The following is a 25,960-nucleotide window of genomic DNA, read 5'->3' as shown; positions in this document are numbered from 1 at the left end:
GCTGAAGGGCCACATGGTCAGAGGCCGTTCACGGGGACTTTGAGGTAGGTCTTGCCGTCTGGGCCCTTGGGCGGCAGCTGGCCGGCGCGCATATTGACCTGCAACGCCGGAATAATCAGCTTGGGCATGGCAAGCGTTGCGTCGCGCGCCTCGCGCATAGCCACAAAGCTGTCCTCGTCGGTGCCTTGGCCGATATGGATATTGTGATCGATCTCGTCGCCGACGGTGGTCTCCCACTGGATCTCGCGGCCGTTCGGGCCGTAGTCGTGGCACATGAACAGTCGCATCTCACGCGGGAGCGACAGCACGCGCTGGATCGAACGGTAAAGCGTGCGGGCGTCGCCGCCCGGGAAGTCGGCACGTGCCGAACCGCCGTCCGGCATAAAAAGGGTGTCGCCGACAAAGGCGGCGTCGCCCGCCACATGCGTCATGCAGGCCGGGGTGTGGCCCGGCGTGTGCATCACATGCACGGTCAGCCCGCCGATCTGGTAGCTGTCGCCATCGGTGAACAGCCGGTCGAACTGGCTGCCGTCGCGCTGGAATTCGGTGCCTTCGTTGAACACCTTGCCAAAGGTCTCTTGCACGATCTTGATGTTCTCACCGATCCCCAGCTTGCCGCCAAGCTTGCCCTGGATATAGGGCGCCCCGGACAGGTGATCGGCATGGACATGGGTCTCGATCAGCCATTCGAGCTTGAGCTGGTGCTGCTCAATATAGGCGATTATCGCGTCGGCGCCGTCATAGGTAATGCGGCCTGCCGCATAGTCGATATCCATCACGGAATCGATGACTGCACAGGCCATGGAATTGGGATCTTTGACGACATAGCTGATGGTATTTGTCGGGGCATCGAAGAAGGCGGTGACCTCCGGCTTGATCGTCAGGTCTGTGGTGAATGGTATTGTGGTCATGGTCATTGCTCCACGTAGAGGTCAGGCGGACTGGGTGGCACGTTGCTCAAGCGCAAGGCGCACGGTACGGGCGGCGAAGATGCCGACGAGCATCGCGCCGACAAAGGCCCAGGCAGAAGCCTCGCCAAGACCCAGAGCCGGGATCGCTCCACCCGGGCAAAAACCTGCAATTCCCCAGCCGAGGCCGAAAACAGCAGAGCCGGCGATGAGCGGCACATCCAGCTTGCGATTGGCTGGCAGGTTGAATTTCGCCTCCAATACGGGTTTGTCGCGCTTGAGCACGAAGCGGTAACCGATTGCAGTCACGAGCAGCGCACCGCCCATCACAAAGGCCAATGACGGGTCCCAGGTACCGGCCAGGTCAAAGAAGTTCAGGACCTTGGCAGGGTTGGCCATGCCGGACAATGCAATACCAGTGCCGAAGACGAGGCCGATAATGCCGGCAAGAATGGTACGCTGCATCAGAAGCCTCCAAGCGGATGACGAACACGGTGATCATGGCCGTGACAAGGAAGGTAGCGGTGGCCGCAATCGAGCGCGGCGAAAGGCGCGCCATGCCGCAGACGCCGTGCCCGGAGGTGCACCCGGACCCGAAATAAACTCCAACGCCGACGATCAACCCACCGGCGATGACCCATGGTGTCGGGACGGGGCTGGAATAGGGAATGGTGTATCCCGATAGGCCCAGGATGAGCATCGGAGCGACAATGGCGCCACCGAGGAAAGCAGCACGCCATGGCCAATCCGTGGCAACCGGCGGCAGCAGGCCGGTCAGGATGCCAGTCATACCCGCAATACGCCCATGGAATGCCATGAGCAGAACGGCTGAAAGGCCGATCAGTGCGCCGCCGAGCAGCGACATCACTGGAGTGAATTCAGTCATCGGTTTGATACCTTGCAGCTGGAGAGGCCAAAAATGGTGTAGAGGGGGCAGAAGCGCACGAGGGCGGTAACCACGAGCACGAGCCCGACGACGACAGATCCCCACTGCACGACCGGATTGGCGAAGAACGCCAGACCGGATACGAACGGCAGGATCAGCAGCGCCAGACCGACGATGATCCGCAAAATTCTATCGGCAGAACCCACATTGATGCGCATCTACATCCTCCTTGAAAATCGCCTTTAAACGAGCGATAGTGAATTAACGTAAGTTCGTATATATGAGATATCTAATATGATCAAGATGGAATTGGACAGGATGGAGGAGAACGCAGACAAGGCTTCCCAGCTCCTGACGGCCATGGCCAATCCAAAGCGCCTGCTCATCTTGTGCAATCTGCTCGATGACGAACTTAATGTGGGTCAGCTGTCAGAACGCGTGGCGCTCGGGCAGTCCCCGTTGTCACAGCATCTCTCCAAGCTGCGTGCCTGGGGGCTGGTCAGAACCCGCCGCGAAGGTCAGCAGATCAATTATTCTCTCGCGTCAGATGAGGTGCGTCAGGTTTTGACGACCCTCTACAAGATTTACTGTGCCTGTTGATGGACGCAAGGCATGACCATCCGAAGCTTGTCCTCCCTCCGCCGACTTATCCGGCCGTCCTTTTTGTCATGGCGTGGGTCCTCGACCAGCATCTGATACCTCCGTTCATAGACAGCGTGTCCTCCGCCCCATTGCTGGGTGCTATCCTGGTTATACTCGGCCTCGGAGCTGCGGGTTGGGCAGTGCTCCGTTTCATGCGCGCCGGCACGCATGTCGAACCACATAAGCCCACGCTGGCGATGGTAATGGACGGTCCTTTCCGGTTTTCACGAAACCCAATCTATGCGAGCTTTTTCGCCCTGTTCGCGGGTGTGGGCATGATCATGAAGCTGGAGTGGACAATTGTCTTCCTGCCAATTCTATGGCTTTGCCTTAGGTTGTGGGTGATTGCCCCTGAGGAGGCGTTCTTGTCTAGCCGCTTCGGCAGCGAATACGAGCACTACCGTCAAAAAGTGCGCCGCTGGTTGTGACCCTGAACTGACCACCAGGCGGCCCGTAAGCCTGTCCTAAGGTTACTCTTGAATTCGTCTCCAACCTCAATGTTGGAGCATTCATGTCCGAAACACCTTTCAATCCCTCTCGCCGCGCTTTTGTGATGTTGGGCGGCACAAGTCTTGCATTGCTGGCCGCTGGCTGCACGACGACCACCCCGCAACGTCTCGCGGTCGCAGCCGAACCCATTCGCCCCATCGTACCGCCCGATGTGGCCTATATGTATCGAGCAATGCCGGAGGAAAAATTCCCGATCCCCGCAGCCGATATCGCCGCGGTGGATCCTAAATATTGGCGACAGCGGGTACCCGATCCCACCGGGGAAAAACCAGGCTCCGTCGTGGTCCATACCGCCGACCGCCTGCTCTATCATGTGCATGATGACGGAATGGCGACCCGCTATGGCGCAGGTATTGGCCGCGCCGGTTTCGAGTGGGCCGGCCGGGCGCATATCGCTTACAAGCGTGAATGGCCGGTCTGGACTCCGCCAGAGTCCATGATCATGCGTCAACCTGAATTGGAGATCTATCGGGAGGGCCAGCCGCCCGGGATAGAGAACGCCCTCGGCGCACGTGCCCTCTACATCCACCAGGGTAACAAAGACACCCTGTACCGTGTGCACAGCTCGGGCGACGAAGCATCAATCGGTCAGGCCGTTTCTTCGGGGTGCGTCAGGCTCCTGCATCAGGACGTCATCCATCTCGCGAACGCTGTCCGCGATGGCTCGCCGATCCTTGTGGTGTGACCCTGCAGCCCCGCCCGAGGGCGGGGCTGCTCTCAGTCCGGCACTATCAGGTCCAAATGTGCAGCGAGGCTTTCAGGGGAAACCTCGCCGACCACAGTGTCAACGACACGGCCCTGCGCGTCGATGAAGAGCGTAGTTGGGAGGCCTTTCGCTCCGTAATGCGTCGATGTCTGCCAGGTCTCGTCGACCACGGAAACGTCCAACACGATATCCTGCTGCCTCAAGAATTCGGCGATCGTTTGTACAGGGTCGCCCTGATTGACGAACGCGAAGGTGACCTCGGGTGTTTGTGCGGCCACTTCGCTCAATAAGGGCAGCTCGCGTACGCAAGGCGGGCACCAGCTGGCCCATAGGTTGATCACCATGGGTTTGCCCGCGAAACTCGACAACGCAATTGCTTCGCCCGTGACTTGATGCATAAGCGGCTGTTCGGGAAGGGGCACGCCGACACTGTAGCGGGTCAGAAGCAGGACCATCCCCCAAATGCCAAAACCGACAGCCGTAGACCCAGTCAGTGTCGCTGCGCCGCTCCAGCGTTTTACGCGCAATGCGCCGTAAAGTATGAGCCCGGCAAGACCTGCAAACAGCTCAAAACCGCCTTGCCAGACAAAAAACACCCGAAGCGGTTCGATGATGAATGTCTGCCAGTTGAGGAGTACGTGTCCCAGCCGGGCTGCCAGGAGACCAGCAACTACCGCACCAAACCCGTATCGAGCAGCATCGCTTTTAAACAGTCGCGCCAGGATAGGCAGCGCCAGAAAGAAAGCGCCGATGCCAAGGATGGCGGCGAAGCGCTCGGTGGCGAACAGCAACGGCCCGATTGATACGGCACTCATGGCAGGAAGCCGGCACGTTGCGCCTGGGTACGAAACGCATCGATATCAAATTCCCCGACGAGTCGAGTTGCTTCCACCTCAGCCCCGCTGCCATCTACAAAAAGAAGAGTAGGTGGTCCAAACGCCTTAAGCTGACTCAGCATTGCCCGGTCTTCAGCGGTGTTCTTCGTCACATCTAGTTTGATCAGTCTCGTTTCATTCAGTCCCGCCAACGCTGTGGGGTTGGTCCAAATCTCACGATCGAGTACCGCGCAAGAGATGCACCAATCTGCGGTCAGATAGACCAGACGCCCCTGACCATCACTGGCCTCGAGCGCGACAGTTAGGGCATCGATTCCCGAAACTGTTTCCGAAACCATTTCCTTGCCAGACAGAGAAGACTGTCGTCCCGTCAACATGTCAGCGGGATTTTGGCCACCAATAGCAGCCATTGCCGTAAACCCTGCAAGGCCCAGGCCGGCAACACCCAATGCGGTCGGTACCAGGCGTCGAACACCGTTGCTGCCCAAGGCGACTACAATGAAGTAGATCGCAACGGTTGCCGCCAAAAGCGACCATGCCCCGGTGGTCAATTGTGCTGGCAGCAGCCGTTCTGACATCCAGATGGCACCGCCCAGAAAGACAAAACCGAAAGCGTGCTTGACCCGTACCATCCAGGACCCAGCGCGTGGCATGACACGGCCACCCACAGTGCCGAAAACAATCAGCGGAATGCCCTTGCCGATACCAAGGGCGAATAGGGCCGCCGCCCCCAGTGTCGCGTCGCCGGTCTGCGCAATGTAGAGCAACGCCGCTGCCAAAGGGGCCGTGACACAGGGCCCCACTATGAGAGCAGAGAGAAAACCCATCATCGCGGCTCCGGCGGCACCATTGCGTCCGCCCACTCGGCTGATTGTTGTCATCCATGCACTGGGAAGCTGAAGCTCGAACGCGCCGAACATCGAGATCGCCAACGTGATGAACAACACAACTACGCCACCGATCGCCCATGGCGATTGCAAAACCATCTGCAGATTTTGACCTGACCAGGCGGCGACCAGGCCCAACATCCCAAACGCTGTGGCCATGCCGAGGACATAGACCAGTGAGATACCGAATGCCTTGGGCATCGATAGGCGTTGCCCTGCCTGGGTCAATGTACCCGCCAGGATTGGATACATAGGAAAAACGCATGGGGTAAAGGCCAACGCAACGCCGAAAGCAAGGAATGCACCGATGACCATCAGGGCCCCGCCGCGGCCCATCAGATCGGTCAGGAGCGAGCCACCGGTCTCTGTTGCAACGCGGATGGGCGTCGCAGCGCCGAGTGCTTCGGAGGATTCTGTGAGGAAGGACGGTCCCTCAACCGACCCAACTGCAACGGCATCAGCATCAAGCGACCGGCGAACGGGTGGATAGCAGATGCTGCCGTCCTTGCAGCCTTGGTAGGCCAGTATGAATTTTCCCGCGGTGGCTTCCGGCAAGGGGAAACTCAGACGGTCATGGAAAATTTCGGTGCGCCCAAAAGTAGGGTCATCCTTTGTGACGCCGGAAGGAAGTTGCAGCGCAACAGCCTGGCCTTCTGCATCGGCCAACGAAATTTGGTCACGATAAAGATAATATCCGGGGGCAACATTGAGCACCACCTCTACACCGGATCCTGATGCCATAAGCGAAACCTTGAAAGCCTCTTCCACCGGGAGTGGCTGGGCTTGCTGGGCGCCGACAGGACCCGCCAGAACAAAGAGGGCCATCAGGGCGATGGCAGCAAGTTTTTGAAATACCGACATAGGGGTCTCCGGCGGAAGGAACTATCCGTCGTTTGTTGCCCCCAACTTAAGGGAGACTTATGCCCGCGGCAGAACGAGCGTCACCACAAGGCCATGTGGGAGCCTGTTGGCGAGCGTGAGGCTGCCGCCAGCCTGGAGGGCCGCGGATTCCACGATGGAAAGGCCAAGGCCGCTGCCGATTTCCGTGTGGTTCTTTCCACGAAAGAACCGCTCGGTGGCATGCTTGAGTTCATCCTCATCCATGCCTGGACCATCGTCTGACACCTTAATCTCCAGACCGTGGCCGACCACCTGGACAACTATCCGGACGACGCCATTTGCAGGAGAATGCGCAATGGCGTTTTCCAGGAGATTGCGCATCATCAAGTCGAAGGCAGCGGGAGAGACCGCAATGGGAGCAGCTGCCAGTGTGTGTATGCCTTCGATCTCCACCCCCGATGGCAGCACAAGGCTTGCAACGAGCGAACGGATGGCCGCTTCGGCGTCCAGTGGCTCCGGTCGCGCATCCTTGTTCGTGGCATCGACTGTCGACATGGAAAGGAGTTGGCGAACCATACGCGCGGTCCGATCGACACCCGCGACGATCTTGTCCAACGCTTTGCGTTGAATCACCGGGTCGTCCGTTCGTGATGCGATCTGGGCTTGCGTTCGCAAGCCTGTGAGGGGGGTACGCAATTCATGGGCAGCGAACGCCGTGAAATTGCGCTCACGTTCACGTGCCGAGCGCACACGTTCCAGCAAGTCGTTCAGCGCCGACAACATCGGCCTGATCTCTTGAGGGGCTTCACCCGATATAGGTTCAAGTGCGTTAGCGCCCCTGGCGGTCAGCTCAGCTGCAACTGCGTCCACGGGCCGGAGACCGCGGTTGACACTCACCAGGATCATGGCCGCCATAAGTGGCAGGATCAGTGCGGCGGGGATCAGCAACCCCTTGATGACATCTCCCACCAGCCGGTCACGCAATGCCAGACTGTCGCCCACCAATACCCGCACGCCGACCTCGGCATTCTCAATGGCAAAAACCCGCCAACGCTCGCCGTCGATGATCGTTTCGGCGAAGCCATCGTTGTGTTCGGACAGGGCGGACGTCGGAGCCCCGTCTGATCGACCAACCAAATCCCCGTCAAAGGACCAAAGTTGGCAGGACAGCTGCCGGTCATAGGGGACGTGAGACGGTGCCGGAGAAAGCGAGGCGATGCTGTCGGCCGCGTCGGCAACGGTGATTTCTCTGCTTGATACCAGGGAGGAGACCATTCGTGCCGCCTCGCTGAGCCGAGCGTCGAGCACGCGCTCCACTTCCCTCGTCGTGCTGAAATAGATCCAGGCGACGGCGGATAGCCACACGACGCTGGTCGCGACCATCAGGATGGCAAAGAGGCGCGCTCGTATCGACAGGGTCATCAGGCTTTCCTCATGCGATAACCCAAGCCGCGAACAGTTTCGATCGCGTCACGTCCCACTTTTTGACGCAGGTGATGGATATGCACCTCGATGGCATTGCTTTCGATCTCTTCCTGCCAACCGTAGAGCTTCTCCTCGAGGGCCCTCTTGGATTGGATAACCGTTGGCGATTCCATGAGGGATTGCAGCACCGCGAATTCCCGGCGTGACACAGACACGGGCGTCCCCGACACCGATAACTCCATGGTCGCAGGCACGATCTGGATGTGGTCCCAGACCAAATAGGCCTGTGCTCGGCCGTTAACCCGACGAACAAGCGCCCGTAGGCGAGCCGCTAGCTCGTCGAGATCGAAGGGTTTGACGAGGTAGTCGTCTGCCCCGTGATCAAGTCCGGCGATACGATCCTCGACCTTGTCCCTGGCCGTGAGAAGCAAGACTGGATCGTCCGATCCGGAGCGCCTGATTTCATCGAGCAGGTCCAGGCCCGACCCGTCCGGCAGCATCAGATCGAGCACGATTACGTCAAAGCGGCCAGCGGCGAGTCCCGCACGTGCATCAGCAAGCGACGCGACCGTTTCCGCCGAGAACCCTGCAATGCGCAGTCCGACCTCGAGGCCGTCTCGCAGGATGTCATCGTCTTCAACCACGAGAATACGCATCACCGGCTCCAGGATTTGACGTTTCTTAACACGACCATGCGACCGCACTTAAGGCTGGCTTAAGGCGTCGAGAATGCTTTGGAGGCCGACGAAAAGGAAAATGCCCATGCAAAAGCAACTCTCGCGCCGTGCCGTGACCAAACTTGCCATGATGGCCCCACTGGCACTCTGGCTTGGAAAACCAAGTGTTGCATCTGCGCAGGACGGACCTCTCGACCTTGAAGCAATTTTTGCAACGCCTGGGACGCCGGTTTTCGGCCCGGCGGATGCCAACCTAACCATGGTTGGATTTCTTGATTACAATTGCCCTTTCTGCAAGCAGAGTGCTCCATATCTCAAGGAGTTGATGGCGACCGACGACAAACTTCGTGTGGTATTTAAGGATTGGCCCATCCTGACCGAGGCATCGGTCTATGGTGGTCAGGCTGCACTCGCAGCACACGAAAACGGGCAGTACCTCGCAGCCCATGATGCGCTTATGGCCATTCCCGGTCGAGGCATTACCGAACAAGGGATGCGTGAGGCTCTTGAAGCGTCTGATGTTGATATGGTCAAGGTCGATGCTACCATTGCAGCTAAAGGGCCTGCGTTGCTTGACCAGTTGCGTGCCAACACCAAGATAGCTGACGAAATCGGTTTGACGGGAACACCTTCCTATCTCGTCGGCCCGTTCTTCGTCGGCTCAGCGCTCGACTTGGCAGGTTTTCGCGAAGTCGTGGCTGCAGCCCGCCAGGAGCTCGGCGTCTGATTGGGCAAACGGATAGGAGCGGGATACGCGCGAATGACACGCACTGACTGGGATGAGCGCTACGACCGGGCTGAATATTTGTTCGGAGAAGAACCGAGCGATTTCCTGCGCCGCCACGCTGAAATCGTGAAAGAACGTAGCTCGGCTCTCGCCGTCGCCGATGGTGAGGGCCGCAACGGCGTTTGGCTGGCGGAGCAGGGGCTGGCTGTCCACTCCATCGATGCGTCGGCGATTGGCTTGGGCAAGGCGCAGGCACTCGCCAAAAGCCGCGGCGTTTCGATCACCACCGAAGTGGTGGATCTGGCAGAATACGACTGGCCCGATGAGCACTTCGATATCGTGGTCGGCATATTCATCCAGTTTGCGGGTCCTGCTCTGCGCGACGCAATTTTCGCCGGCATGATCAAGGCCTTGCGTCCGGGCGGAACCTTGCTGCTGCACGGCTATCGGCCCGAGCAACTGGCATTTGGCACCGGCGGGCCCAGGACCGAGGAGAACCTTTACACCGAAGCGTTGCTGGAAAAGGCCTTCCAAACGCTCACCATCACCAGCCTCCTAAGCTACGATGCCGAGATTGCGGAAGGCACGGGACACCACGGCATGTCTGCATTGATCGATCTGGTGGCGACCAAGCCGCTTGAGTTGGCGCGGGCGTAACCCGCGCCATCGCAGTCGATCATTCCGCTGAAGCGATCTTTTCATGCTTGGGCTTGGCCATCGGTTCACGCCCTTTGAGCATGGCCTGCCAATAGATCGGCGGCAGCAGCCTCTCCTTGAGAAACCAGGCCAGGCGCGATGGCTTCAGATCGTTGATGAGCCATTTCGGGAAGCTGGGAATACGCTTTCCACCATAGCCGAATTCGGCCAGAATGATCTTACCCCGCTCCACCGTCAGCGGGCAGGATCCGTAGCCGTCATAAATGGCACGGTCCTGGCTCGACGAGCGGCCCATATCGGCGAGCAGGTTCTCTGCTACCACCGGCGCTTGTTTGCGGGCAGCCGCTGCCGTCTTGGCATTGGGGGCGTTCATTACGTCACCCAATGAGTAGACGTTGTCGAACTTGGTGTGCCGGAGGGTCGCCTGATCGACGCTCACCCATCCGGTCTCGCCCGCCAGCGGGCTGACCCTGATGAAATCCGGTGGTGCCTGAGGCGGCACCACATGGATCATATCGAACTTGCGCTCGACGATCTCGACGGTTCCGTCCTTGTCGGTCTTTTTGAACCAAGCAATCTTTTTCGGGCCGTCGATCTTGAACAGGTTGTGCCCGAACGACAGGTTGATCCCATATTCCTTCACATACTCCATGAGCGGAGGAACATAGTCCGCCACGCCGAAGAGACCGGGACCCGCGTTCAGGAACTCGACCTTCGTTTTGCCCAGGGTGCCCCTTTCCTTCCAAATGTCGCAGGACAGGTACATCGCCTTCTGCGGCGCGCCGGCACATTTGATCGGCATAGTTGGCTGGGTGAAAAGGGCCGTGCCTCCATTGAGCGACTTGACGAGATCGTAGGTGTAGGATGCCAAGTCATAGCGGTAGTTGGAGGTCACGCCGTTTTTGCCCAGTGTTTCGGGCAAGCCTTCAATTGCCCCCCAGTCGACCTTGAGCCCGGGCGCCACGATCAGGCGCTCGTAGTGGACAACGCGGCAACCCTCGAGAATGACCGCGTTGTTGGCTGGATCAAACGCAACGACCGCGGCCTTGATCAGTTTGGCACCATGCGGAACATGGTCGGCGAGCCGCTTGCGGGTCTGCTCCGGCGTAAAAACGCCCGCTCCCACAAGTGTCCAGCCGGGCTGATAGTAATGCATGTCGGCAGGATCGATAACGACGATGTCCAGATCGCTGGCCCTTGCCAATAGGCTCGCGGCAGCGGCCAGGCCGGCGGCACCACCACCAACCACGACGATCTGGTGCTTTTCGGTTGGGGCATCGGTCTTGACCTGTCCCCCATTGGCAATGCGCAAAGCGACGCCGGAGAGGTCGTACCCTGCAGCCTTCGCTGTTCCCAGAATTTCAGTTAGCGGCCTGCTTCCGGCCTGGGAGAGCGCCCACAGAGTTGTCGTTCGGGTTCCGGTTCGGCAGAAGCCGAAGATCGGCTTGGGCAGTTCCTCAACCGCGGCCGCGAAGGCCTCGACATCGGCATCGGCGACCTTCCCGGGGACGACGGGCACATAACGGGCCTCCAACCCGTAGCCGCGCGCATCCGCTTCGACCTCGGCAAATGTAGGTTGGTCGTCTCCCTCGCCATCGGGTCGATTGACGAGAATGGATTTAAAACCCGCCTTCGCCACTTCGGCCAGGTCCGTCAGATACAGCTGTGGTCCGACGCTCAGTGCGTCTGATATTTTCTTGGTTTCCATGAGACTCCTCCTGTGACCGTTCAGTCCGAAAGGACCCGGCCAAATTGTGCGGCATGGACGGGCCGCGTTTCCGATTTCGGTTTATGCGATCGTTGCGCGTCAGCGCTGTTCAAGGCGCTCAAAACGCGCTGCACCTGCTCGATGTGATCTGGCGCCATGGAATAATGGACCGACTGTGCTTCGCGGCGATCGATCACCAGCCCGGCTTTGCGCAATTCACCCAGTTGCTGGGACAGCGTCGGTTGCCGGATTGCAAGTTCTGCCTCCAGCGTCTTGACCGAGCATTCGCCGGCCACAAGCCGCTCGACAATGCGGAGCCGGTTCGTGCTTCCCAACAGCCGCAGCAGATCCTCGGCTAGCACGATCAATCTCCCCACGAGGCGCCGGCCAGCGCGTCGAGCGGGAATTTGAGGTAGCGTTTGCCGTTTGCCTCGGGTGGTGGCAATTGCCCACCGTTGATGTTGATCTGCAGCGCATGCAGGATCAATTTTGGCATTGGCAGGCTACGATCGCGCGCTTCGCGCACCGCGACGAACTCTGCCTCGTTGCGGCAGGTCGACATGTGGGTATTGGTGGCCTTCTGCTCGGCAACCGTGGACTCCCACAGCGGTTCCCTGCCATCAGGCTGATAGTCGTGGCCCGTAAACACCCGTGTCTCACCAGGAAGTGCCAGGATCGCCATTATGGAGCGATACAGACGCGACGCGCTGCCGCCGGGAAAGTCCGCTCTGGCTGTTCCGCTATCCGGCATGAACAGTGTATCGTGCACAAATGCGGCGTCGCCGATCACGTAGGTTATCGAGGCCATTGTGTGGCCTGGCGAGAACATGATGCTGGCGTCAATATTGCCGAGTTTGAAGGACTCCCCGTCCTTGAACAGGCGGTCCCACTGGCTCCCGTCTTCGGCAAGGTCAGGCCAGTTATAGATACCTTTCCAAAGCTTCTGAACGTCCACCACACGTTCGCCGATCGCAGTTGGCGCCGCCGTCTTGGACTTTAGATACCGTGCGGCGGAGAAATGGTCGGCATGCGGATGGGTGTCCAATATCCACTGCACCGAAAGGCCGGCCTCACCAATATAGGCCAGGATGGCATCGGCATGCCGGGTCGCGGTCGCACCGGACTTCTCGTCAAAATCGAGCACCGGGTCGATGATGGCACACTGCTTGGTCTGCGGGCAGTGAACCACATACTGGATCGAAGAGGTCCGTGAGTCGAAGAACCCTTTGACGACAGGTTTACTGCTCATGACTTGTCTCCGAGTGCGCTCGTGCGGAAAAACCAATCCGGTGATCCGGCGCCCGTCCCTAGCATCAGATCCGCATCAATCACCCGGTCTCCAATGGACCAACCCTCGGGCGTATAGACGTTGTGTGCATCGGTGACCTGCAGGGCCTGGACCGTCCGCAGCACCTCATGCACGCTGCGGCCGGTCGTCATAGGATAGGTCGAGGTCATCCGGACTATCCCGTCAGGATCGATGACCAGGGTCATGCGCACAGTGGCGCTGTCGGCTGCATCTGGGTCCAGCATGCCATAAGCCCTGGCGATGGCCATGGAGGGATCTTCCAACAAAGGAAATGGTATCGTGACGCCGAATGTACCTTCCATGGCGCCGATCCATCCCATGTGGGCGAACAAGCTATCCACTGAGAGTCCAAGAAGTTCACAGTTCAGTGCCAGAAACTCGCCGTGGAGCCGGGCAAAAGCCAGGATTTCCGAGGTGCAGACAGGCGTGAAATCGGCTGGATGGGAAAACAGCACAAGCCATCGCCCTCGATAATCTGACAGCCTCCGTACGCCCATCGTGGAGCGAGCTTCGAACTTTGGAGCTGTGCTTCCGATCCGTATGGAAGCCGACCTCAATTCCTGATTCATGGATCACCCTTTTTCTTATTCCATAAATTAGCATAATCTAATATAATATGATGTCAAGCCGAGGAAACCTTGAAGGAGGTGCCGACGTTTAAGCCTGCCTTAAGGTGGGCCCTGCCGATGCGGTCAAACTCTTCAACTCTGCGGTCACAAAAAATGAATCTTCTTCGCATTCGAGACTTTGCTCTTGTCGCTGCGACTGCTTCGCTACTGGCCGCCTGTGCAACGACCGCGCCAATCCAGCAAACTGCGGCACCGTTGATCAACTCCGCCGATGCCATGCGGTATGCCGCACCGCTCAACGAGAAATTTCCAGTGGCTCCGATCGACGTCGCGAAGGTGGATCCTCAATATCTGCGGCAGATAGTAGATTTTCCGACGAGCGAGCCGCCCGGTACCGTAGTGGTCGATACAACTAGCCGTTTCCTCTACTTGGTACAGGAAGACGGCAAGGCCCTTCGATACGGCGTGGGTGTAGGCAAGGAGGGCCTTGAGTTCAAGGGCACCGCCAACATTGCCCTGAAGCGGGAATGGCCGCGCTGGACACCCACGCAGGACATGATCAAGCGAGAACCAGAGCGTTACGCCCAGTGGTCAGGCGGCATGGAAGGCGGCGCGGAGAACCCATTGGGCCCGCGCGCCCTCTATTTGTTCAAGGATGGCAAAGATACTCTTTTCCGCATTCACGGCACCACGCAGCCCGAGACGATCGGTACTGCCGTCTCGTCGGGTTGCATCCGCCTGATGAATCAAGATGTGATCGACCTCTACGGCCGTGTGCCGCAGGGCGCCAACGTCGTAGTGCTTTAAAGGGCGAGAAGGGAGACAAAAGACATGGGCAAGCGTCTCCTGACTATTGTCCAGATGAATGATCTGCACGGCTATCTTGAACCACATGCCGAGATCATCTGGTCGCCCGGTGGCCCACAGTTTCCGACAATGGGTGGACTTGCCCGGATTGCAAGCGTCGTGGCCGGTTTACGGGGGGAGACTGCGGGCGCCCTCGTCTTCCTCGACAACGGCGATACGTTTCACGGCACATTTCCTGCAGTGCATTCAAGGGGTGAGGCGCTGATCCCAATGCTCAATGCGTTGGGAATCGACGCCATGACAGCACATTGGGATTTCGCGTGGGGCCCCGGGCATCTGAAGTCCCTTACGTCACAGCTAAACTACCCTATGCTCGCCGCGAATTGCATTGACCCCTCCACGGGCGAACGACCTTTCTCAGCTCAGATGATTTTTGAGCGCGGAGGGATACGCGTGGCTGTAATCGGCCTCGCTGCCACCATAATCGATAAGTCCATGCCACCACGCTTTGCCGGCGGCCTGCAGTTTACGTCTGGATTAAGTGAGCTGCATTCTGCGATCGAGCAGGCCAAGACAGATGAAGCCGACATCATCGTTGTCCTGTCGCATCAAGGTTTCCCCCAGGATTGCTTGCTGGCGGAGTCGGTCGCTGGGATCGACATCATCGTCAGCGGCCATACGCACAACCGGCTGTCCCATCCCGCCCGGATTGGTCAGACTCTGATCATGCAATCGGGCTGCCACGGATCTTTCATCGGTAAGATGACCGTGAGCCTTGATGATGGGCGCATCGACTTGGTCAAGCACCAGCTCATCCCGATTGACGACACGATACCGGAGCAGGCCGACATTGCGGAGCTCGTGGAGCGCGCGATGGCGCCGCATCGGGCAATGCTGAGCGAGATCGTCGGCTCAACCGCCAAGCCCTTGCACCGGGCGACTAGCATGGACGCACCGATGGATGACTTTCTCTTGGCTGCGATCTGTGACGTGGCCGGAACCGCAATCGGCTTCTCTAACGGCTGGCGCTACGGCGCGCCCATTCCGCCCGGCCCAATATCCCAAAACGACTTGTGGAACATTATTCCCACCAATCCTGCAGTTTCGACCGTGGAACTGACCGGCGTGGAAATATGGGAGATGGTCGAAGACAATCTCGAGCGCACGTTTTCCGCTGATCCCTTCGGCCAGATGGGCGGCTATGTGAAACGCTTCCGGGGCCTCACGGTATTTGGGCGCATCGAAAACCCGCCAGGACATCGCGTGGTAGATATCCATGCCGGTCAGGAGGTGCTCGATGCAAAAAAGCGATACCGGGTCGCCTACGTCACCGAGCAGGGAGTGCCAGCCAAATTTGGCGTTGACCGTGCCAATCTGGAGATATCGGCAATCGATGCCATGGCCTCCTATCTTCGCAAAGGCGTGCTAAACGACATTGCTGGAACCGGCCGCTTCGTCGCCGTTTGACGCTCCCAATGGAACGATATTGCTATGTTCGGCTTCTTCCGGCTACCCAAACTCGCGGGGCGTTTCGGCCACCTGCGGAGCACGCTTTTGTTCGTGCTGGGTTCGGTTGTCGGCGCACTCGGCGGGCTGGTCGTTACAGGCGTCAGTAATCTAACCCAAGTTCTACATCACGCCCTGTTCGGACTTGGAGCTGGGGCACGGCTGAGCGAACAGGCCGCGTTGGGGCACCCGCTGTTGGCTACGGTTCCCGCTGTAGGCGGGATACTAATGGGAGCCACCATTGTGCTCAATCGCAAGTACAGGAAGCGCCAACCGGTCGATCCCATCGAGGCCAACGCTCTGCACGGTGGCCGAATGTCTATGCGGGAGAGTGCAGTCATCACGTCGCAGACAGTGATTTCGAGCAGTTTCGGCGCGTCCGTGGGACTCGAGGCCGGATATACCCAGTTGGCAAGCGCTGCTGGTTCCTGGCTCGCTACAAGATTTCGTCTGCGTCGGAACGAGGTGCGTATGCTGGTCGGCTGCGGTGCCGCTGGTGCCATCGCCGCCGCATTCGGCGCACCGCTAACAGGCGCCTTTTATGCATTCGAACTCATCGTTGGGATATACTCCATTGGTCTTCTCGCCCCGGTGGTCGGAGCCGCCTTGGCCGGAAACCTGCTGGCAGTGCAGCTCGGTGCCGTCCAGACCCATATTGAACTGGGGGCCATCGCAGCCGTCGGCCCATACGATATCGTAGCGTTCGTTGCCTTAGGTCTCATCGGCGGAAGCTTTGCCGTGATGCTGATGCGTTTCGTGGGTCTGGTGGAACGCGCCCTTGTGGCAAGCAGATTGCCGATCTGGCTAAGGCCGGCAATAGGGGGACTTGCTGTTGGCGGATTGGGCCTGATTACGCCACAAGTGCTCTCCTCTGGTCACGGTGCTCTACATCTTCAATTCAGTCAGTCCTTTGGGCTCTTCGCGCTCGTCGGTCTCCTGGTCTTGAAGTCGATGGCATCAGCCATATCTCTGGGCGCCGGCTTTCGCGGCGGCCTGTTTTTCGCGTCGCTATTTTTGGGCGCGTTGATCGGGAAGATCAGCGCAATGGGCGCATCCCTTATTGGTATGCAGGTGGATGTGGGATTGGCGGCCGTAGTCGGAATGGCGGCAGTGGCCACCGGGGTGGTTGGCGGCCCCCTCACCCTGACTTTCCTGATCCTGGAAACGACCAACGATCTTGCAATCTCTGGTGCCGTAATGGTGGCGTCTGCGATTTCTGGCGTCTTGGTCCGGGAAATGTTTGGCTTCTCATTCTCGACCTGGCGCTTACATCTACGTGGCGAGAGCATTCGTGCGCCCTATGATATAGGTCGAATTCGCAGCCTCACGGTCGGCGCAATTATGCGCCGGGACATAACGACCATAGAGAAGGAAACGTCATTGTCGGAGTTTCGCCAGCGTTTTCCGCTGGGATCGACGGAACGCGTGGTGGCGATGGACAGCAGTGGCGCTTATGAGGGTATCGTTCTTGTCGCAGAAGCGTATCAGCCTTGGGAAGGCGAGGAGCCGCTGGAAACGATCGAACCCCTATTGCGGCATAAGGACCGCTTCCTGCTAGCGGGCATCAACGCCAGTGATGCGGCTGCCATGTTTGAGCGGGAAGGCAGTGAAGAGCTTGCTGTCGTGGAAAACATTACCAGCAGAAAGGTCATAGGCCTTTTGACCGAGGCCTACTTGCTCAGGCGCTACTCTGCGGCTCTCGACCAGGGCTGGAAAGATTTAACGAGTTAGCACCCCTTGGTTCCCGCGTCGTTGAGGGCTTCTCGTTGGGCGAAGCTCTCGACGTTTAACGGTACGACCGGCCCGCATGATCTCGGCACTATTCGGCAGGCCGGATCATCCGCCGCATCACGTTGTTCTTCAGGACTACGCGGTGGAACGGCACCGCCAGCACATGCAGCCCGACGAGCGCCAGGAGGGCAATTTTGAGAGTGTTGTGAGCCTGCGCGGCCTGAGTCACATAGCCGAACCAGGCGAGCGACCCAGTGACGGTCATTGCGGCTAAGACCGCGTAGAAGGCCCAATGCGCCACATGGCTGAGGGTCTTGAGCGCGCCGGGTTCGTTTTCGGGCGGTGCGGGGACGCCGCGCTTGAGGCGCAAGACCAGTCGCCAGACGACCAGTGCAAGGATCAGGCCACCGCCACCCACATGGGCGAGGATCAGTGGATCGAAGGCGAAGGTCTTTCCCGCGCCGATCGCGTCCCACGCGTTTGAGATGGCGTCCTTAAAGAGGAATTGCGCGGCGATCAGTACCGCGACGGCCCAGTGCAGAGCGATCTGGGTAGCGGAGTATCCTTGCGGAACGTTTTGTTGGACGGACATGGATCAGGTCCTCTCGCACTTGGTTGGCTGGCGCAGACGGGGCGCCAGCCGCTAGCGCTTGTCACTGTTGTTCGGTACCAGCGTCCGGCGCGGATCCGTGCCGCGCCGGCATGCGGGCCATCATCTGTGCCGGAAATGCCATTTCGTCGGCGCTGATTTGACCGTCACCGTCGGCGTCGAGCATTGCGAAGGGGCGCCCAGCCATGCTGCCGGTGACGTCCGCAAAGAGGGCCGAAAACTCATCAGAAGATAGCGCGCCGTTGTCGTCAGCGTCGTGCTCGGCATGAAGCGCGGCAAGGCCGGCTTCCAACTCTGCTGTTGTCACCGTGCCGTTACCGTCGGAATCGAAGGACGTGTAGACAGGGTTATCGGCTAGGTCGCCCATGCCCATTGGACCGTGCTCATCCTGCATCATCATCGGCCCTGCGCCGCGGTTGCCTTGCATGAAGCCCCCTTCGGAGCCGTGCATTCGTTGCATCATCTGCGCGGGCCCCCAGCTCTCAGCAATTGCGGGGGCGGCGATCGTGCCAATGATCGCGATGGTGGCGGCAGCACTCAGGGTCAGCATTGTCTTGCGTTTCATCTTGTCACCTCTTGGGATGTTGTTTCGGTGAGGAGAAGATGGGCGCGGCCTGTCGCGGGCCTGTGCCAGGAGGCGGGCAAATTGTAACGGTCTGTCGCAAAACCCGCGCCTGCGACAGATCACGACCCAAATGATGGCTAGGGAAAGAAGAAATCACGCTATGAAGATCGCATGAACGATCAGACCCGAAACCCGCATATTCTTGTCGTCGACGATCATCGCGAGATCCGCGATGCCGTGACGCGCTATCTTGAGAAGAACGGAATGCGGGCTACCGCCGCCAAGGACACCAAGGAGATGGACGCGCATCTCAAGTCAGGCCGCTTCGACTTGATCGTGCTGGACGTGATGATGCCCGGTGAGGACGGACTTTCGGCGGCACGGCGCCTCGCCTCCTCGGGTGGGCCGCCGGTTCTGATGCTGAGCGCCCTCAGCGATGATACGGACCGGATTGTCGGGCTTGAGGTCGGCGCTGACGACTACCTCGTGAAGCCGTTTAATCCACGCGAGCTTCTGGCGCGCGTGAAAGCGATCCTGCGTCGTTCGGAGCGCCCCGAACCGCTCGCGGGCCGGCTCGGCGGGCGGAAGCTGGCCTTCGCAGGCTGGATCCTCGACACCGACACCCGGGTGCTTAGTTGCGGGGATGGCCGGGCGGAGGTCTCGCTGACCACGGCGGAGTTCAAGCTTCTCACGGCTTTTCTCGAACGGCCGCGCTTCGTGCTGTCGCGCGACCAGTTGCTCGACGTCACCAGCGGACGTGCCGCCGATGTGTTCGACCGAACCATCGACAATCAAGTCAGCCGCCTGCGCCGGAAGATCGAAACGGACCCGTCGCACCCGCAGATCATCGCGACGGTCCGCGCGGGTGGGTACAGCCTTGCCGCCGATGTGCGCGAGGTGACGTGATGCGCCTCCTTCCCCGCAGTTTGTTGGGGCAATTGGCGCTTCTGATCATGGGCGCGTTCCTGGCGGCGCAGGTGATCAGCGCGTGGCTCTTCGCGGACGAGCGTGGCGCCGCGATAAGAGCCGCCCAGCGCCTCGAGACCGTGGAACGCGCCGTCGCAGTTGCCAGCGTGCTCGAGGGAGCGCCAGAGGGCAGCCGCGAGAGCATCCTTGCCGCCGCGAATTCCCGCTTGGTGCGGTTCAGCCTGGACCGGGCGCCGTTGGTCGAGGTTGGTGAGCCTTGGCATCTGACGACAGCCGCGCTCGACCTGCGCGCGGAGGAGGTCTTGGTATCTCCCCATGATGGAGCGCTGATCGAGCCTCCGGCGGTGCTCGACTGGCTTCATGAACGGATGCTTGTTTCCGGGGGCGCTCCTGTCGAGTTCCGGATATCGGCCCCGCTCGGCGACAACGACTGGCTCAACGTCACCGCTAGGTTCCAGCCGCCCAACCTCCAGGCGCCGCCTGCAATCGTCGGCGCCACTCTCTTGTCGCTGGCGCTCATTATGGCGGCACTCTGGCTGGGCTTGCGACGGATCACGACTCCGCTGAGCCAACTAGCCGCCGCAGCGGACCAGGTGGAATTGGATGGCGAGATGCCGAGCATGCCTGCGGGAGGCCCACAGGAGGTGCGCGTGCTCTCCGATGCGTTGGCGCGGATGAATGCCCGGCTCACCCGAATGATCACCGATCGGACCCGGATGCTGACAGCGCTCGGCCACGACCTTCGCTCGCCGATCACGGCCCTCAAGGTGCGCGCCGAAATGGTGGATGACGACGAGACCCGCGAGCGGATGATCGCCTCCCTCGACGAGATGCAGGACATGGTCGAGACGACGCTGGCCTTCGCGCGCGGCATCTCAACGGATCAGCCGATGGAGGAGATGGACCTCGCCGAACTTGTGCGCGCCCTCGCGCGAGAGTTGTCCGAGACAGGCCCCAGGATCATGGTGGATGCGGAGCAGTCGGTGATCGCCTTTGTTCGACTGACGCCAATGCGTCGTGCCCTCCGAAATCTCCTCGAGAATGCACAACGCTATGGCGAGGGCGCTCGGGTGACGGTTGAGGATAAAGGCCGTGACGCGGAAATTCTTATCGACGACTATGGCCCCGGCATTCCGCCCAAGGATCTCGACCGCGTCTTCGATCCCTTCACACGGCTGGAAGGCTCGCGGTCGCGGGACACCGGAGGGATTGGCCTTGGACTGCCGATCGCCCGTGCGATTCTCCGTGCTCATGGCGGCGATGTTAGCCTAGCTCCTAACCCGGAGGGCGGCCTGCGCGCCAGGGTAAGGTTACCTAGGCATCCAGAGGTAGCAGTCTGACACGGGCTGCCTTGCAACCCAGTCTAGTGAAGAGAACTAATGAAAATTCCCGGACCCTTGACATTATTGACTACCGACGGTTCCTGGTGAACTTTGCCCGTGGAGTTGACCTGGGGGCAGGCGCAGCTCAGTAGCTGTAAAATTTTGGTCCCATACCGCATATTATGCGAATCCGCGCGGAGATCGTCGTCCAGCGCGGTACTCGCAATACCCGGTAACTGCCTAGGGTTGGGCGATTTCGCGACGGGCTGCCCGAGTGGCGAGCGGCGGGCCGGCCGGTCGAGGCAACCTGACCCAAGTCGGCTGTGGCTGTGCTGGTGGTGGGGTCCCGATAGTGCTCCGACTGTGTCGGAACGGCCCGTGGCGGTGCCAGTGGGAGTGCGGCTGGGTCACCGGGCCGTCGTGGGCGTGCTGGTGGTAATCGTCGTGCAACCCTCGAAGGTCCAAGACAGCAGGATCGCGCCGGCCAAAATGGATCCTGCGCCAAGGATCAGCTTCCGGTTGGCGTTCTCCCAGAAAACCAGCCAGGCGATCACCATGGTGGCGAGACCCTCGAGGTTGAGCAGTAGTGACCCCGAGGATGCCGTTGTCAGGGAAAGCCAGCCAGGGCCAATCGGCCCGTTGCAGCGAAGCTTCGGAGCTGGGTAGACCCACTAGCGACCGCCGGCGATGGACAATTGCGAGGCCAAGTCCGGCATCAGATAGAGGATTCCGGCTAGCAGCCACTGGTCAGCGGGTCGGTCGGCCAAATCACGTGCAGGGGCACAACAATGGACTATGAGCACCACCTTAGGTGGACCTTGGTCGATACCCTGGCTTGGTGCCGTGGGTTAGATTGGTTTGCCGAGTTGAATCCACGGGGGCAACTCGAGGTCAGGGGGAGAGGCAAGTGGATTATCGAGCAATTTTCCAAGACGCCGTCGACACATTGCGGCAAGAAAGGCGATACCGGGTCTTTGCCGATCTGGAACGCATTGCCGGACGCTTCCCGCGCGCCATCTATCGGGATGCCGCTGACAATGCTCGGGAGATCACCATCTGGTGCTCCAACGACTATCTGGGGATGGGCCAGAACGAAAAGGTTATCTCGTCCATGCAGGAAGCGGCTGGGCGGCTGGGCGTCGGCGCCGGTGGCACTCGCAATATCTCGGGGACCAATCGTCCGCTGGTCGAGCTTGAGCGTTCGCTTGCCGACTTGCACCGCAAGGAAGCCGCGCTGGTATTCACCTCAGGCTTTGTCTCCAATGAAGCAGCCATTTCGACCATTGCGCGCCTTCTGCCCGACTGCATCATTTTCTCCGATCAGCTCAATCATGCCTCAATGATACAGGGCGTGCGCCAATCGGGCGCACAGAAGCAGATTTTTCGGCATAACAACCTTGGGCATCTGCGAGAGCTTCTGCAGCGGACAGATCGCACTCGCCCCAAGCTCATCTGTTTCGAGTCTGTCTACTCGATGGATGGCGACGTGGCGCCGATTGCGGCCATTTGCGATCTGGCCGAAGAGTTCGGCGCCCTCACCTACATCGACGAAGTCCACGCGGTCGGAATGTACGGTCCTCGCGGCGCTGGCATCGCCGAGCGCGATGGGCAGATGGAACGCATTGATATCGTGGAGGGTACCCTTGCCAAGGGCTTCGGCGTCATGGGTGGCTACATTACAGGCAATGGCGCCCTCATTGATGCGGTGCGCTCGTATGCGCCCGAATTCATCTTCACCACCGCCCTGCCACCCGCGCTTTGCGCTGCGGCACGGACCTCGATCGAGCATCTGAAAGCTTCAGCGGTAGAGCGCACCCAACACCAGCGACAAGTGCAACTGACTAAAATTGCTCTTATCCATGCCGGGCTCCCAGTGATGCCCACCAGCACCCATATTGTGCCTCTGATGGTCGGCGACGCTCGGCTCTGCAAGGCAGCGAGCGATATGCTGCTCGAAAAGCACGGTATCTACATTCAACCGATCAATTACCCGACGGTCCCTAAGGGCGCCGAACGGCTTCGTATAACGCCCTCGCCACTTCATGATGATGCTATGGTAGCCGCCCTCTGCCATGCCTTGATCCAAGTGTGGGACGCTTTGGAATTGCGTCGCCAGATTCTGCCGGACCGCATTGCAACGCGCGAGGTAGGGGCCGTCCCGCTTGCGATCGCCGGCGGCTAAGGGGGTCTCGATGGTCCGTGACAGGTTTCTCGTCTCGCCGTTGGCGTGTGGCTGGCAGGTGATCCATCAGACCCAAACGCACGGTCCTTACACGACGCATTGCGAAGCGACGCTGGCAGCCATGCTTCTGGCCCAGATTGCAAGCGAGGTGGGTATGAACGCTGAGGTAGTGTTTGAAGCAGAGGCTAAACACTCGGCGAGATCGGCTAATCCCTCAGCGGGAACGTCGGTTCGATATCTGGCCGACTTCGTGCCAAAGCCGGGATAGTGCCTGCCGATCCAACAAAAAATGGAACGCAGCCGTCGGCGCGGCGGAGATTTCGGGCATGGGGTGAAGCTCCGATTTGGCGGCGGTACCTGCCCTGACAATGGCATGAATCAGAGCCACAATCTGCCTGGCTTGGACCGCGATAACCCCAAATCTGGATCAGGCATAATTTCTTTTGCATGCGGAGCTTGATCCGCAGCGTTTTCCCTGCCTACCCTCAACTTTCGGTCGCACCGACACGAGACCCAAACCACGAATACTAAGCACTTGTGATTATAGGTCGCCCCTTCGCTGTGTTAAAGCCAGCCAGCCGTAGCGTCCTGGGGCACACTCTACTCTGAATGGATCGCTTGGTGCGAATGTTTCATTTTTCCGAATCGCGCTTCTTGGCGCTCGCGTTCGTGCTCGCAACAGTAATGGCCGGCTGTTCAGGCGGTGACGGCCCCCCCAGTCAGACGCCGATCGGTATGCCGGCCCCGACGCCGCCAGCACCACCTCCCGCGACCTGGGCTTCTCGTGGCGTAACTTTTGATCCAGTGCGGGCAGCACAGATTCTGGCATCCGCGGAATTCCGCAACGCGGACGCCAACTGCATCTATGTCGGTTGCGCCGCCTCTGGCCCGTTGGCGACAAACCAGTCCCGGGCCTTTGAGCTACACAATTTGCATACGGCGCTGTCCTCGGGGCTCACGGGCGTCAACAAATTGGTGGCTGTGGTAGACACGGGGTTCCGGGTGACCCATCAAGAGTTTGCAGGGAAGACCATCCACCAGACGGGGACCTTGCCGGTAGCTGACCACGGCACGCATGTGGCATCCCTGATTGCCGGCGTGAGGGAAGGCATGGGCATGCATGGCGTGGCCCCCGGCGCCAACCTCCACCTCACCGCGCTCAATTCTAGCGGAGCCAGCACACTTGACATCACCAACGTTACCCTCGGCACCCTCAATGCCGCCACGCTCGGCGCCGTTGCACAGAACAATTCGTGGGGGTTCAACGTCGCCGCCTCTACACTCCAGGCCCATCTTGCAGCCAATCCTAACCAGAGCGTGGCCCAGGGGCTGAATACCGTTATTGCCAACTACGGCACTAGCAGGTGGCAGGCCTATCTCGATGCCCTCAACACCTTCGAGAATGGCGGCGTGGTTGTCTGGGCACTGTCGAACGATGAGACCATGGCCTCAGGCGATGTGATGGCCACCTTGCCCTACTTTGACACTCGTCTGCAGGGCGCCTGGATCGCTGCCGCCAACGGGTATTTCGAAGTCAACCCGACCGGCGACATCAGCAGGGCCATCAGGCTATCGGCTCCTTGCGGTCTGGCTGCCCGCTTCTGCATTGCCGGAGACGGTACCACCACTGCGGCCAATGCGACGTCGGATACCAGTTACTCGGCAGGTACGGGCACGTCCTATGTTGCGCCCCAGATTGCTGGCGCCGTGGCTCTCCTGGCCGAGGCCTTTCCAGACCTCACCGCGGACGAATGGGCCAAGCGCCTGCTTGCGAGCGCCGATAACAGTTGGTTCTCGACCTTGGGGGTGCCGGTCGCGGGCAGTGTCGATTTTGGCAATGGCGTGACGCATGCCTATTCGGGCGAATGGGGGCACGGCGTTCTCGACATCGCCGCTGCCCTGAGCCCGATCGGCACGGTTGCAGTCCTCACTGGCGACAATGTGGTCACGAGCGATCGGACCAGCCTTGCCGAAAGCGTGCTCCTGACGCCCGCAGCATTTGGCGATGGCCTGACCTCGGCCCTGAGCACCACCGATATTGCCGTCTTCGACAGCCTCAACCGGGGGTTTGCGGTTCAAGGGTCGGCACTCGTGACCGCGCCCCGCCCGTCGATGCTCCCCGATCTGCTGTCGTCCGTACAGGGACCGGCGTGGGGCGTGCTGCCGTCCTACCGAGAGGTCCGAAGTGTCCTTCCTTCTGCCTCGGACAGCACGGGAACGATATCGCTCGTAAACAGCGCAGCAGGGTTGTTCGACACGGCCGGGCCGACCGCCTTTAATGCTCGCGCTTCGGTGCTGTCGACCGCGCATGACGCCATTGTCGTAGCGTCAACACAGCAGGCGGGCCCGCTGTCAATTACCGCGATGGGTTTTGCCGGACAGGGCGCGGCGGGCCACAACAATGGAGTTGCCGGTACAGGCATCAATGTTGCTTGGGGCGGTGAGGCCAGCCGGGTCAGTCTTGGCGTCAGCTATCTTGGTGAGCAGGGTAGCCTGTTGGGCCTAGGGCAAAACGCGACGTTCGGATTGGGGAGCGGTAGTGCGTCCGGTACGGCACATCTGGGAATTGACCAGATGGTTGCGCCAGGTTTTGAGGTGTTTGGCCGACTCGAGTATGGCGTCGCCAAGCAGACCGGCGCCACATCTGGTCTCGTGAGATCGCTGTCTGACGTCCAATTTTCTGGCTTTGAGATTGGAGCGAGAATGAACAATGTTCTTGGCGACAATGACCAGCTCGGCTTTTCCATCGCTCAGCCCTTGCGGATTGAGAACGGGACGATGGGGCTTCAGCTGCCCGTCGCTCGTAATGCCAACGGAACGATTGAGCATCGGCAGTCCAGTGCCGACCTTGCTCCTAACACCAGGGAGCTGGACCTTGGCATCGATTACGAGGTTCCCCTGCAAGCGGGTCATCTGAAGGTCGGCCTGCAATACCGGCTTGATGCCGGCCATATACAGGGCGCGTCCGCCGCCGGTGCGGCCGTTGGCTTTCGTCAGTTGTTCTAGGCCAGTGCTTGAGCCAG

Annotated in this window: 26 protein-coding genes and 1 pseudogene; 12 read left to right on the top strand and 15 right to left on the bottom strand. The window is 59.9% G+C overall.

Features of this window, described 5'->3' with window-relative positions:
• Window positions 1-17: 17 nt before the first annotated feature.
• The 4 genes and pseudogenes from JP75_RS18660 to JP75_RS18650 all read right to left on the bottom strand — a co-directional run bounded on the left by JP75_RS18660 (window position 18) and on the right by JP75_RS18650 (window position 2,012).
• Window positions 18-911 carry an MBL fold metallo-hydrolase gene (locus tag JP75_RS18660; protein ID WP_035085980.1) on the bottom strand — a complete coding sequence of 298 codons (894 nt, stop codon included), beginning with the start codon at window positions 909-911 and terminating at the stop codon, window positions 18-20.
• A 21-nt stretch (window positions 912-932) separates the two neighbouring features.
• Complete coding sequence (locus JP75_RS18655; RefSeq protein WP_035085905.1) at window positions 933-1,373, bottom strand: DUF6691 family protein; 441 nt, start codon at window positions 1,371-1,373, stop codon at window positions 933-935.
• 13 nt (window positions 1,374-1,386) lie between these two features.
• Window positions 1,387-1,794, bottom strand: a pseudogene (locus JP75_RS27410) (YeeE/YedE family protein); the annotation flags it as partial.
• Window positions 1,791-2,012, bottom strand: coding sequence for a YgaP family membrane protein (locus JP75_RS18650; RefSeq protein ID WP_035085903.1), 222 nt, complete (start codon window positions 2,010-2,012; stop codon window positions 1,791-1,793). The pseudogene JP75_RS27410 and the gene JP75_RS18650, both read right to left, overlap by 4 nt.
• 76 nt (window positions 2,013-2,088) lie before the next feature.
• Between JP75_RS18650 and JP75_RS18645 the strand changes: the two genes are divergently transcribed.
• The 3 genes from JP75_RS18645 to JP75_RS18635 all read left to right on the top strand — a co-directional run bounded on the left by JP75_RS18645 (window position 2,089) and on the right by JP75_RS18635 (window position 3,631).
• A complete protein-coding gene (locus JP75_RS18645) occupies window positions 2,089-2,394 on the top strand; it encodes an ArsR/SmtB family transcription factor (RefSeq protein WP_035085901.1) in 306 nt (101 codons plus the stop codon).
• Window positions 2,394-2,864 carry a methyltransferase family protein gene (locus tag JP75_RS18640; RefSeq protein WP_035085900.1) on the top strand — a complete coding sequence of 157 codons (471 nt, stop codon included), beginning with the start codon at window positions 2,394-2,396 and terminating at the stop codon, window positions 2,862-2,864. Before JP75_RS18645 ends, JP75_RS18640 begins: the two co-directional genes overlap by 1 nt.
• Window positions 2,865-2,947: 83 nt before the next feature.
• Window positions 2,948-3,631, top strand: a complete 684-nt coding sequence (locus tag JP75_RS18635) for a L,D-transpeptidase (protein ID WP_035085899.1) — start codon at window positions 2,948-2,950, stop codon at window positions 3,629-3,631.
• Between the two features lie 32 nt (window positions 3,632-3,663).
• Here JP75_RS18635 and JP75_RS18630 read toward each other — a convergent pair whose 3' ends face one another.
• The 4 genes from JP75_RS18630 to JP75_RS18615 are packed head-to-tail and all read right to left on the bottom strand — an operon-like array spanning window position 3,664 to window position 8,296.
• Window positions 3,664-4,467, bottom strand: coding sequence for a TlpA disulfide reductase family protein (locus JP75_RS18630; protein WP_035085898.1), 804 nt, complete (start codon window positions 4,465-4,467; stop codon window positions 3,664-3,666).
• Window positions 4,464-6,236, bottom strand: a complete 1,773-nt coding sequence (gene dsbD, locus JP75_RS18625; protein ID WP_051960921.1) for a protein-disulfide reductase DsbD — start codon at window positions 6,234-6,236, stop codon at window positions 4,464-4,466. The genes JP75_RS18630 and dsbD overlap by 4 nt, the downstream gene beginning before the upstream one ends.
• Before the next feature lie 57 nt (window positions 6,237-6,293).
• Window positions 6,294-7,637 (bottom strand): ATP-binding protein, encoded by a 1,344-nt coding sequence (locus JP75_RS18620; protein ID WP_035085896.1) that lies wholly within the window; start codon window positions 7,635-7,637, stop codon window positions 6,294-6,296.
• Window positions 7,637-8,296 (bottom strand): response regulator, encoded by a 660-nt coding sequence (locus JP75_RS18615; protein ID WP_035085894.1) that lies wholly within the window; start codon window positions 8,294-8,296, stop codon window positions 7,637-7,639. Before JP75_RS18615 ends, JP75_RS18620 begins: the two co-directional genes overlap by 1 nt.
• Before the next feature lie 106 nt (window positions 8,297-8,402).
• Here JP75_RS18615 and JP75_RS18610 point away from each other — a divergent pair, with 106 nt between their 5' ends.
• Both JP75_RS18610 and JP75_RS18605 read left to right on the top strand, forming a co-directional pair.
• Complete coding sequence (locus JP75_RS18610; protein WP_035085892.1) at window positions 8,403-9,044, top strand: DsbA family protein; 642 nt, start codon at window positions 8,403-8,405, stop codon at window positions 9,042-9,044.
• Between the two features lie 33 nt (window positions 9,045-9,077).
• On the top strand, window positions 9,078-9,701 hold the full coding sequence (locus tag JP75_RS18605) for a class I SAM-dependent methyltransferase (RefSeq protein WP_035085890.1): 624 nt from the start codon (window positions 9,078-9,080) through the stop codon (window positions 9,699-9,701).
• 19 nt (window positions 9,702-9,720) lie between these two features.
• Here the strand turns inward: JP75_RS18605 and JP75_RS18600 are convergent, their stop codons facing one another.
• Genes JP75_RS18600 through JP75_RS18585 form a run of 4 tightly spaced genes read right to left on the bottom strand, consistent with a single transcriptional unit; the run spans window position 9,721 to window position 13,287 of the window.
• Window positions 9,721-11,409, bottom strand: a complete 1,689-nt coding sequence (locus tag JP75_RS18600) for a bifunctional protein tyrosine phosphatase family protein/NAD(P)/FAD-dependent oxidoreductase (protein ID WP_035085889.1) — start codon at window positions 11,407-11,409, stop codon at window positions 9,721-9,723.
• Window positions 11,410-11,429: 20 nt separating this feature from the next.
• Window positions 11,430-11,771, bottom strand: a complete 342-nt coding sequence (locus tag JP75_RS18595; protein WP_051960920.1) for an ArsR/SmtB family transcription factor — start codon at window positions 11,769-11,771, stop codon at window positions 11,430-11,432.
• A gap of 2 nt (window positions 11,772-11,773) precedes the next feature.
• Window positions 11,774-12,658: an MBL fold metallo-hydrolase gene (locus tag JP75_RS18590; RefSeq protein ID WP_035085887.1), complete on the bottom strand. Its 885-nt coding sequence runs from the start codon at window positions 12,656-12,658 to the stop codon at window positions 11,774-11,776.
• Window positions 12,655-13,287 carry a peroxiredoxin gene (locus JP75_RS18585; protein ID WP_035085885.1) on the bottom strand — a complete coding sequence of 211 codons (633 nt, stop codon included), beginning with the start codon at window positions 13,285-13,287 and terminating at the stop codon, window positions 12,655-12,657. Before JP75_RS18585 ends, JP75_RS18590 begins: the two co-directional genes overlap by 4 nt.
• A 153-nt stretch (window positions 13,288-13,440) precedes the next feature.
• Between JP75_RS18585 and JP75_RS18580 the strand changes: the two genes are divergently transcribed.
• From JP75_RS18580 to JP75_RS18570, 3 genes are read left to right on the top strand one after another with little or no spacing between them, the layout of a single operon-like run.
• The gene (locus JP75_RS18580; RefSeq protein ID WP_035085976.1) at window positions 13,441-14,094 is read left to right on the top strand and encodes a L,D-transpeptidase; all 654 of its coding nucleotides are present in this window, start codon (window positions 13,441-13,443) and stop codon (window positions 14,092-14,094) included.
• Between the two features lie 24 nt (window positions 14,095-14,118).
• Window positions 14,119-15,561 (top strand): bifunctional metallophosphatase/5'-nucleotidase, encoded by a 1,443-nt coding sequence (locus JP75_RS18575; protein WP_035085884.1) that lies wholly within the window; start codon window positions 14,119-14,121, stop codon window positions 15,559-15,561.
• Window positions 15,562-15,585: 24 nt separating this feature from the next.
• On the top strand, window positions 15,586-17,331 hold the full coding sequence (locus tag JP75_RS18570; RefSeq protein WP_082093705.1) for a chloride channel protein: 1,746 nt from the start codon (window positions 15,586-15,588) through the stop codon (window positions 17,329-17,331).
• A gap of 88 nt (window positions 17,332-17,419) precedes the next feature.
• On the opposite strand, the gene JP75_RS18565 is transcribed toward JP75_RS18570, so the two are convergent.
• Both JP75_RS18565 and JP75_RS18560 read right to left on the bottom strand, forming a co-directional pair.
• Window positions 17,420-17,923, bottom strand: a complete 504-nt coding sequence (locus JP75_RS18565; RefSeq protein WP_035085882.1) for a cytochrome b — start codon at window positions 17,921-17,923, stop codon at window positions 17,420-17,422.
• Between the two features lie 61 nt (window positions 17,924-17,984).
• Window positions 17,985-18,506: an EF-hand domain-containing protein gene (locus JP75_RS18560; RefSeq protein ID WP_035085880.1), complete on the bottom strand. Its 522-nt coding sequence runs from the start codon at window positions 18,504-18,506 to the stop codon at window positions 17,985-17,987.
• 171 nt (window positions 18,507-18,677) lie between these two features.
• Between JP75_RS18560 and JP75_RS18555 the strand changes: the two genes are divergently transcribed.
• Together JP75_RS18555 and JP75_RS18550 are read left to right on the top strand one after the other, a co-directional pair.
• Complete coding sequence (locus JP75_RS18555; protein WP_035085879.1) at window positions 18,678-19,412, top strand: response regulator; 735 nt, start codon at window positions 18,678-18,680, stop codon at window positions 19,410-19,412.
• The gene (locus tag JP75_RS18550; protein ID WP_035085878.1) at window positions 19,412-20,773 is read left to right on the top strand and encodes an ATP-binding protein; all 1,362 of its coding nucleotides are present in this window, start codon (window positions 19,412-19,414) and stop codon (window positions 20,771-20,773) included. Before JP75_RS18555 ends, JP75_RS18550 begins: the two co-directional genes overlap by 1 nt.
• A gap of 389 nt (window positions 20,774-21,162) precedes the next feature.
• On the opposite strand, the gene JP75_RS27405 is transcribed toward JP75_RS18550, so the two are convergent.
• Window positions 21,163-21,312, bottom strand: a complete 150-nt coding sequence (locus JP75_RS27405) for a hypothetical protein (protein ID WP_425277296.1) — start codon at window positions 21,310-21,312, stop codon at window positions 21,163-21,165.
• 350 nt (window positions 21,313-21,662) lie between these two features.
• On the opposite strand from JP75_RS27405, the gene hemA reads away from it, so the two are divergent.
• Together hemA and JP75_RS18530 are read left to right on the top strand one after the other, a co-directional pair.
• On the top strand, window positions 21,663-22,937 hold the full coding sequence (gene hemA / locus JP75_RS18540) for a 5-aminolevulinate synthase (RefSeq protein ID WP_051960917.1): 1,275 nt from the start codon (window positions 21,663-21,665) through the stop codon (window positions 22,935-22,937).
• A 627-nt stretch (window positions 22,938-23,564) separates the two neighbouring features.
• Window positions 23,565-25,943: a S8 family peptidase gene (locus JP75_RS18530; protein ID WP_160194724.1), complete on the top strand. Its 2,379-nt coding sequence runs from the start codon at window positions 23,565-23,567 to the stop codon at window positions 25,941-25,943.
• Window positions 25,944-25,960: the final 17 nt, after the last annotated feature.

The sequence above is a fragment of the Devosia riboflavina genome (assembly GCF_000743575.1).
Taxonomy (GTDB): domain Bacteria; phylum Pseudomonadota; class Alphaproteobacteria; order Rhizobiales; family Devosiaceae; genus Devosia; species Devosia riboflavina.
The sequence above is the reverse complement of the archived record's forward strand: the minus strand, read 5'-3'. Positions and strand labels throughout refer to the sequence as shown.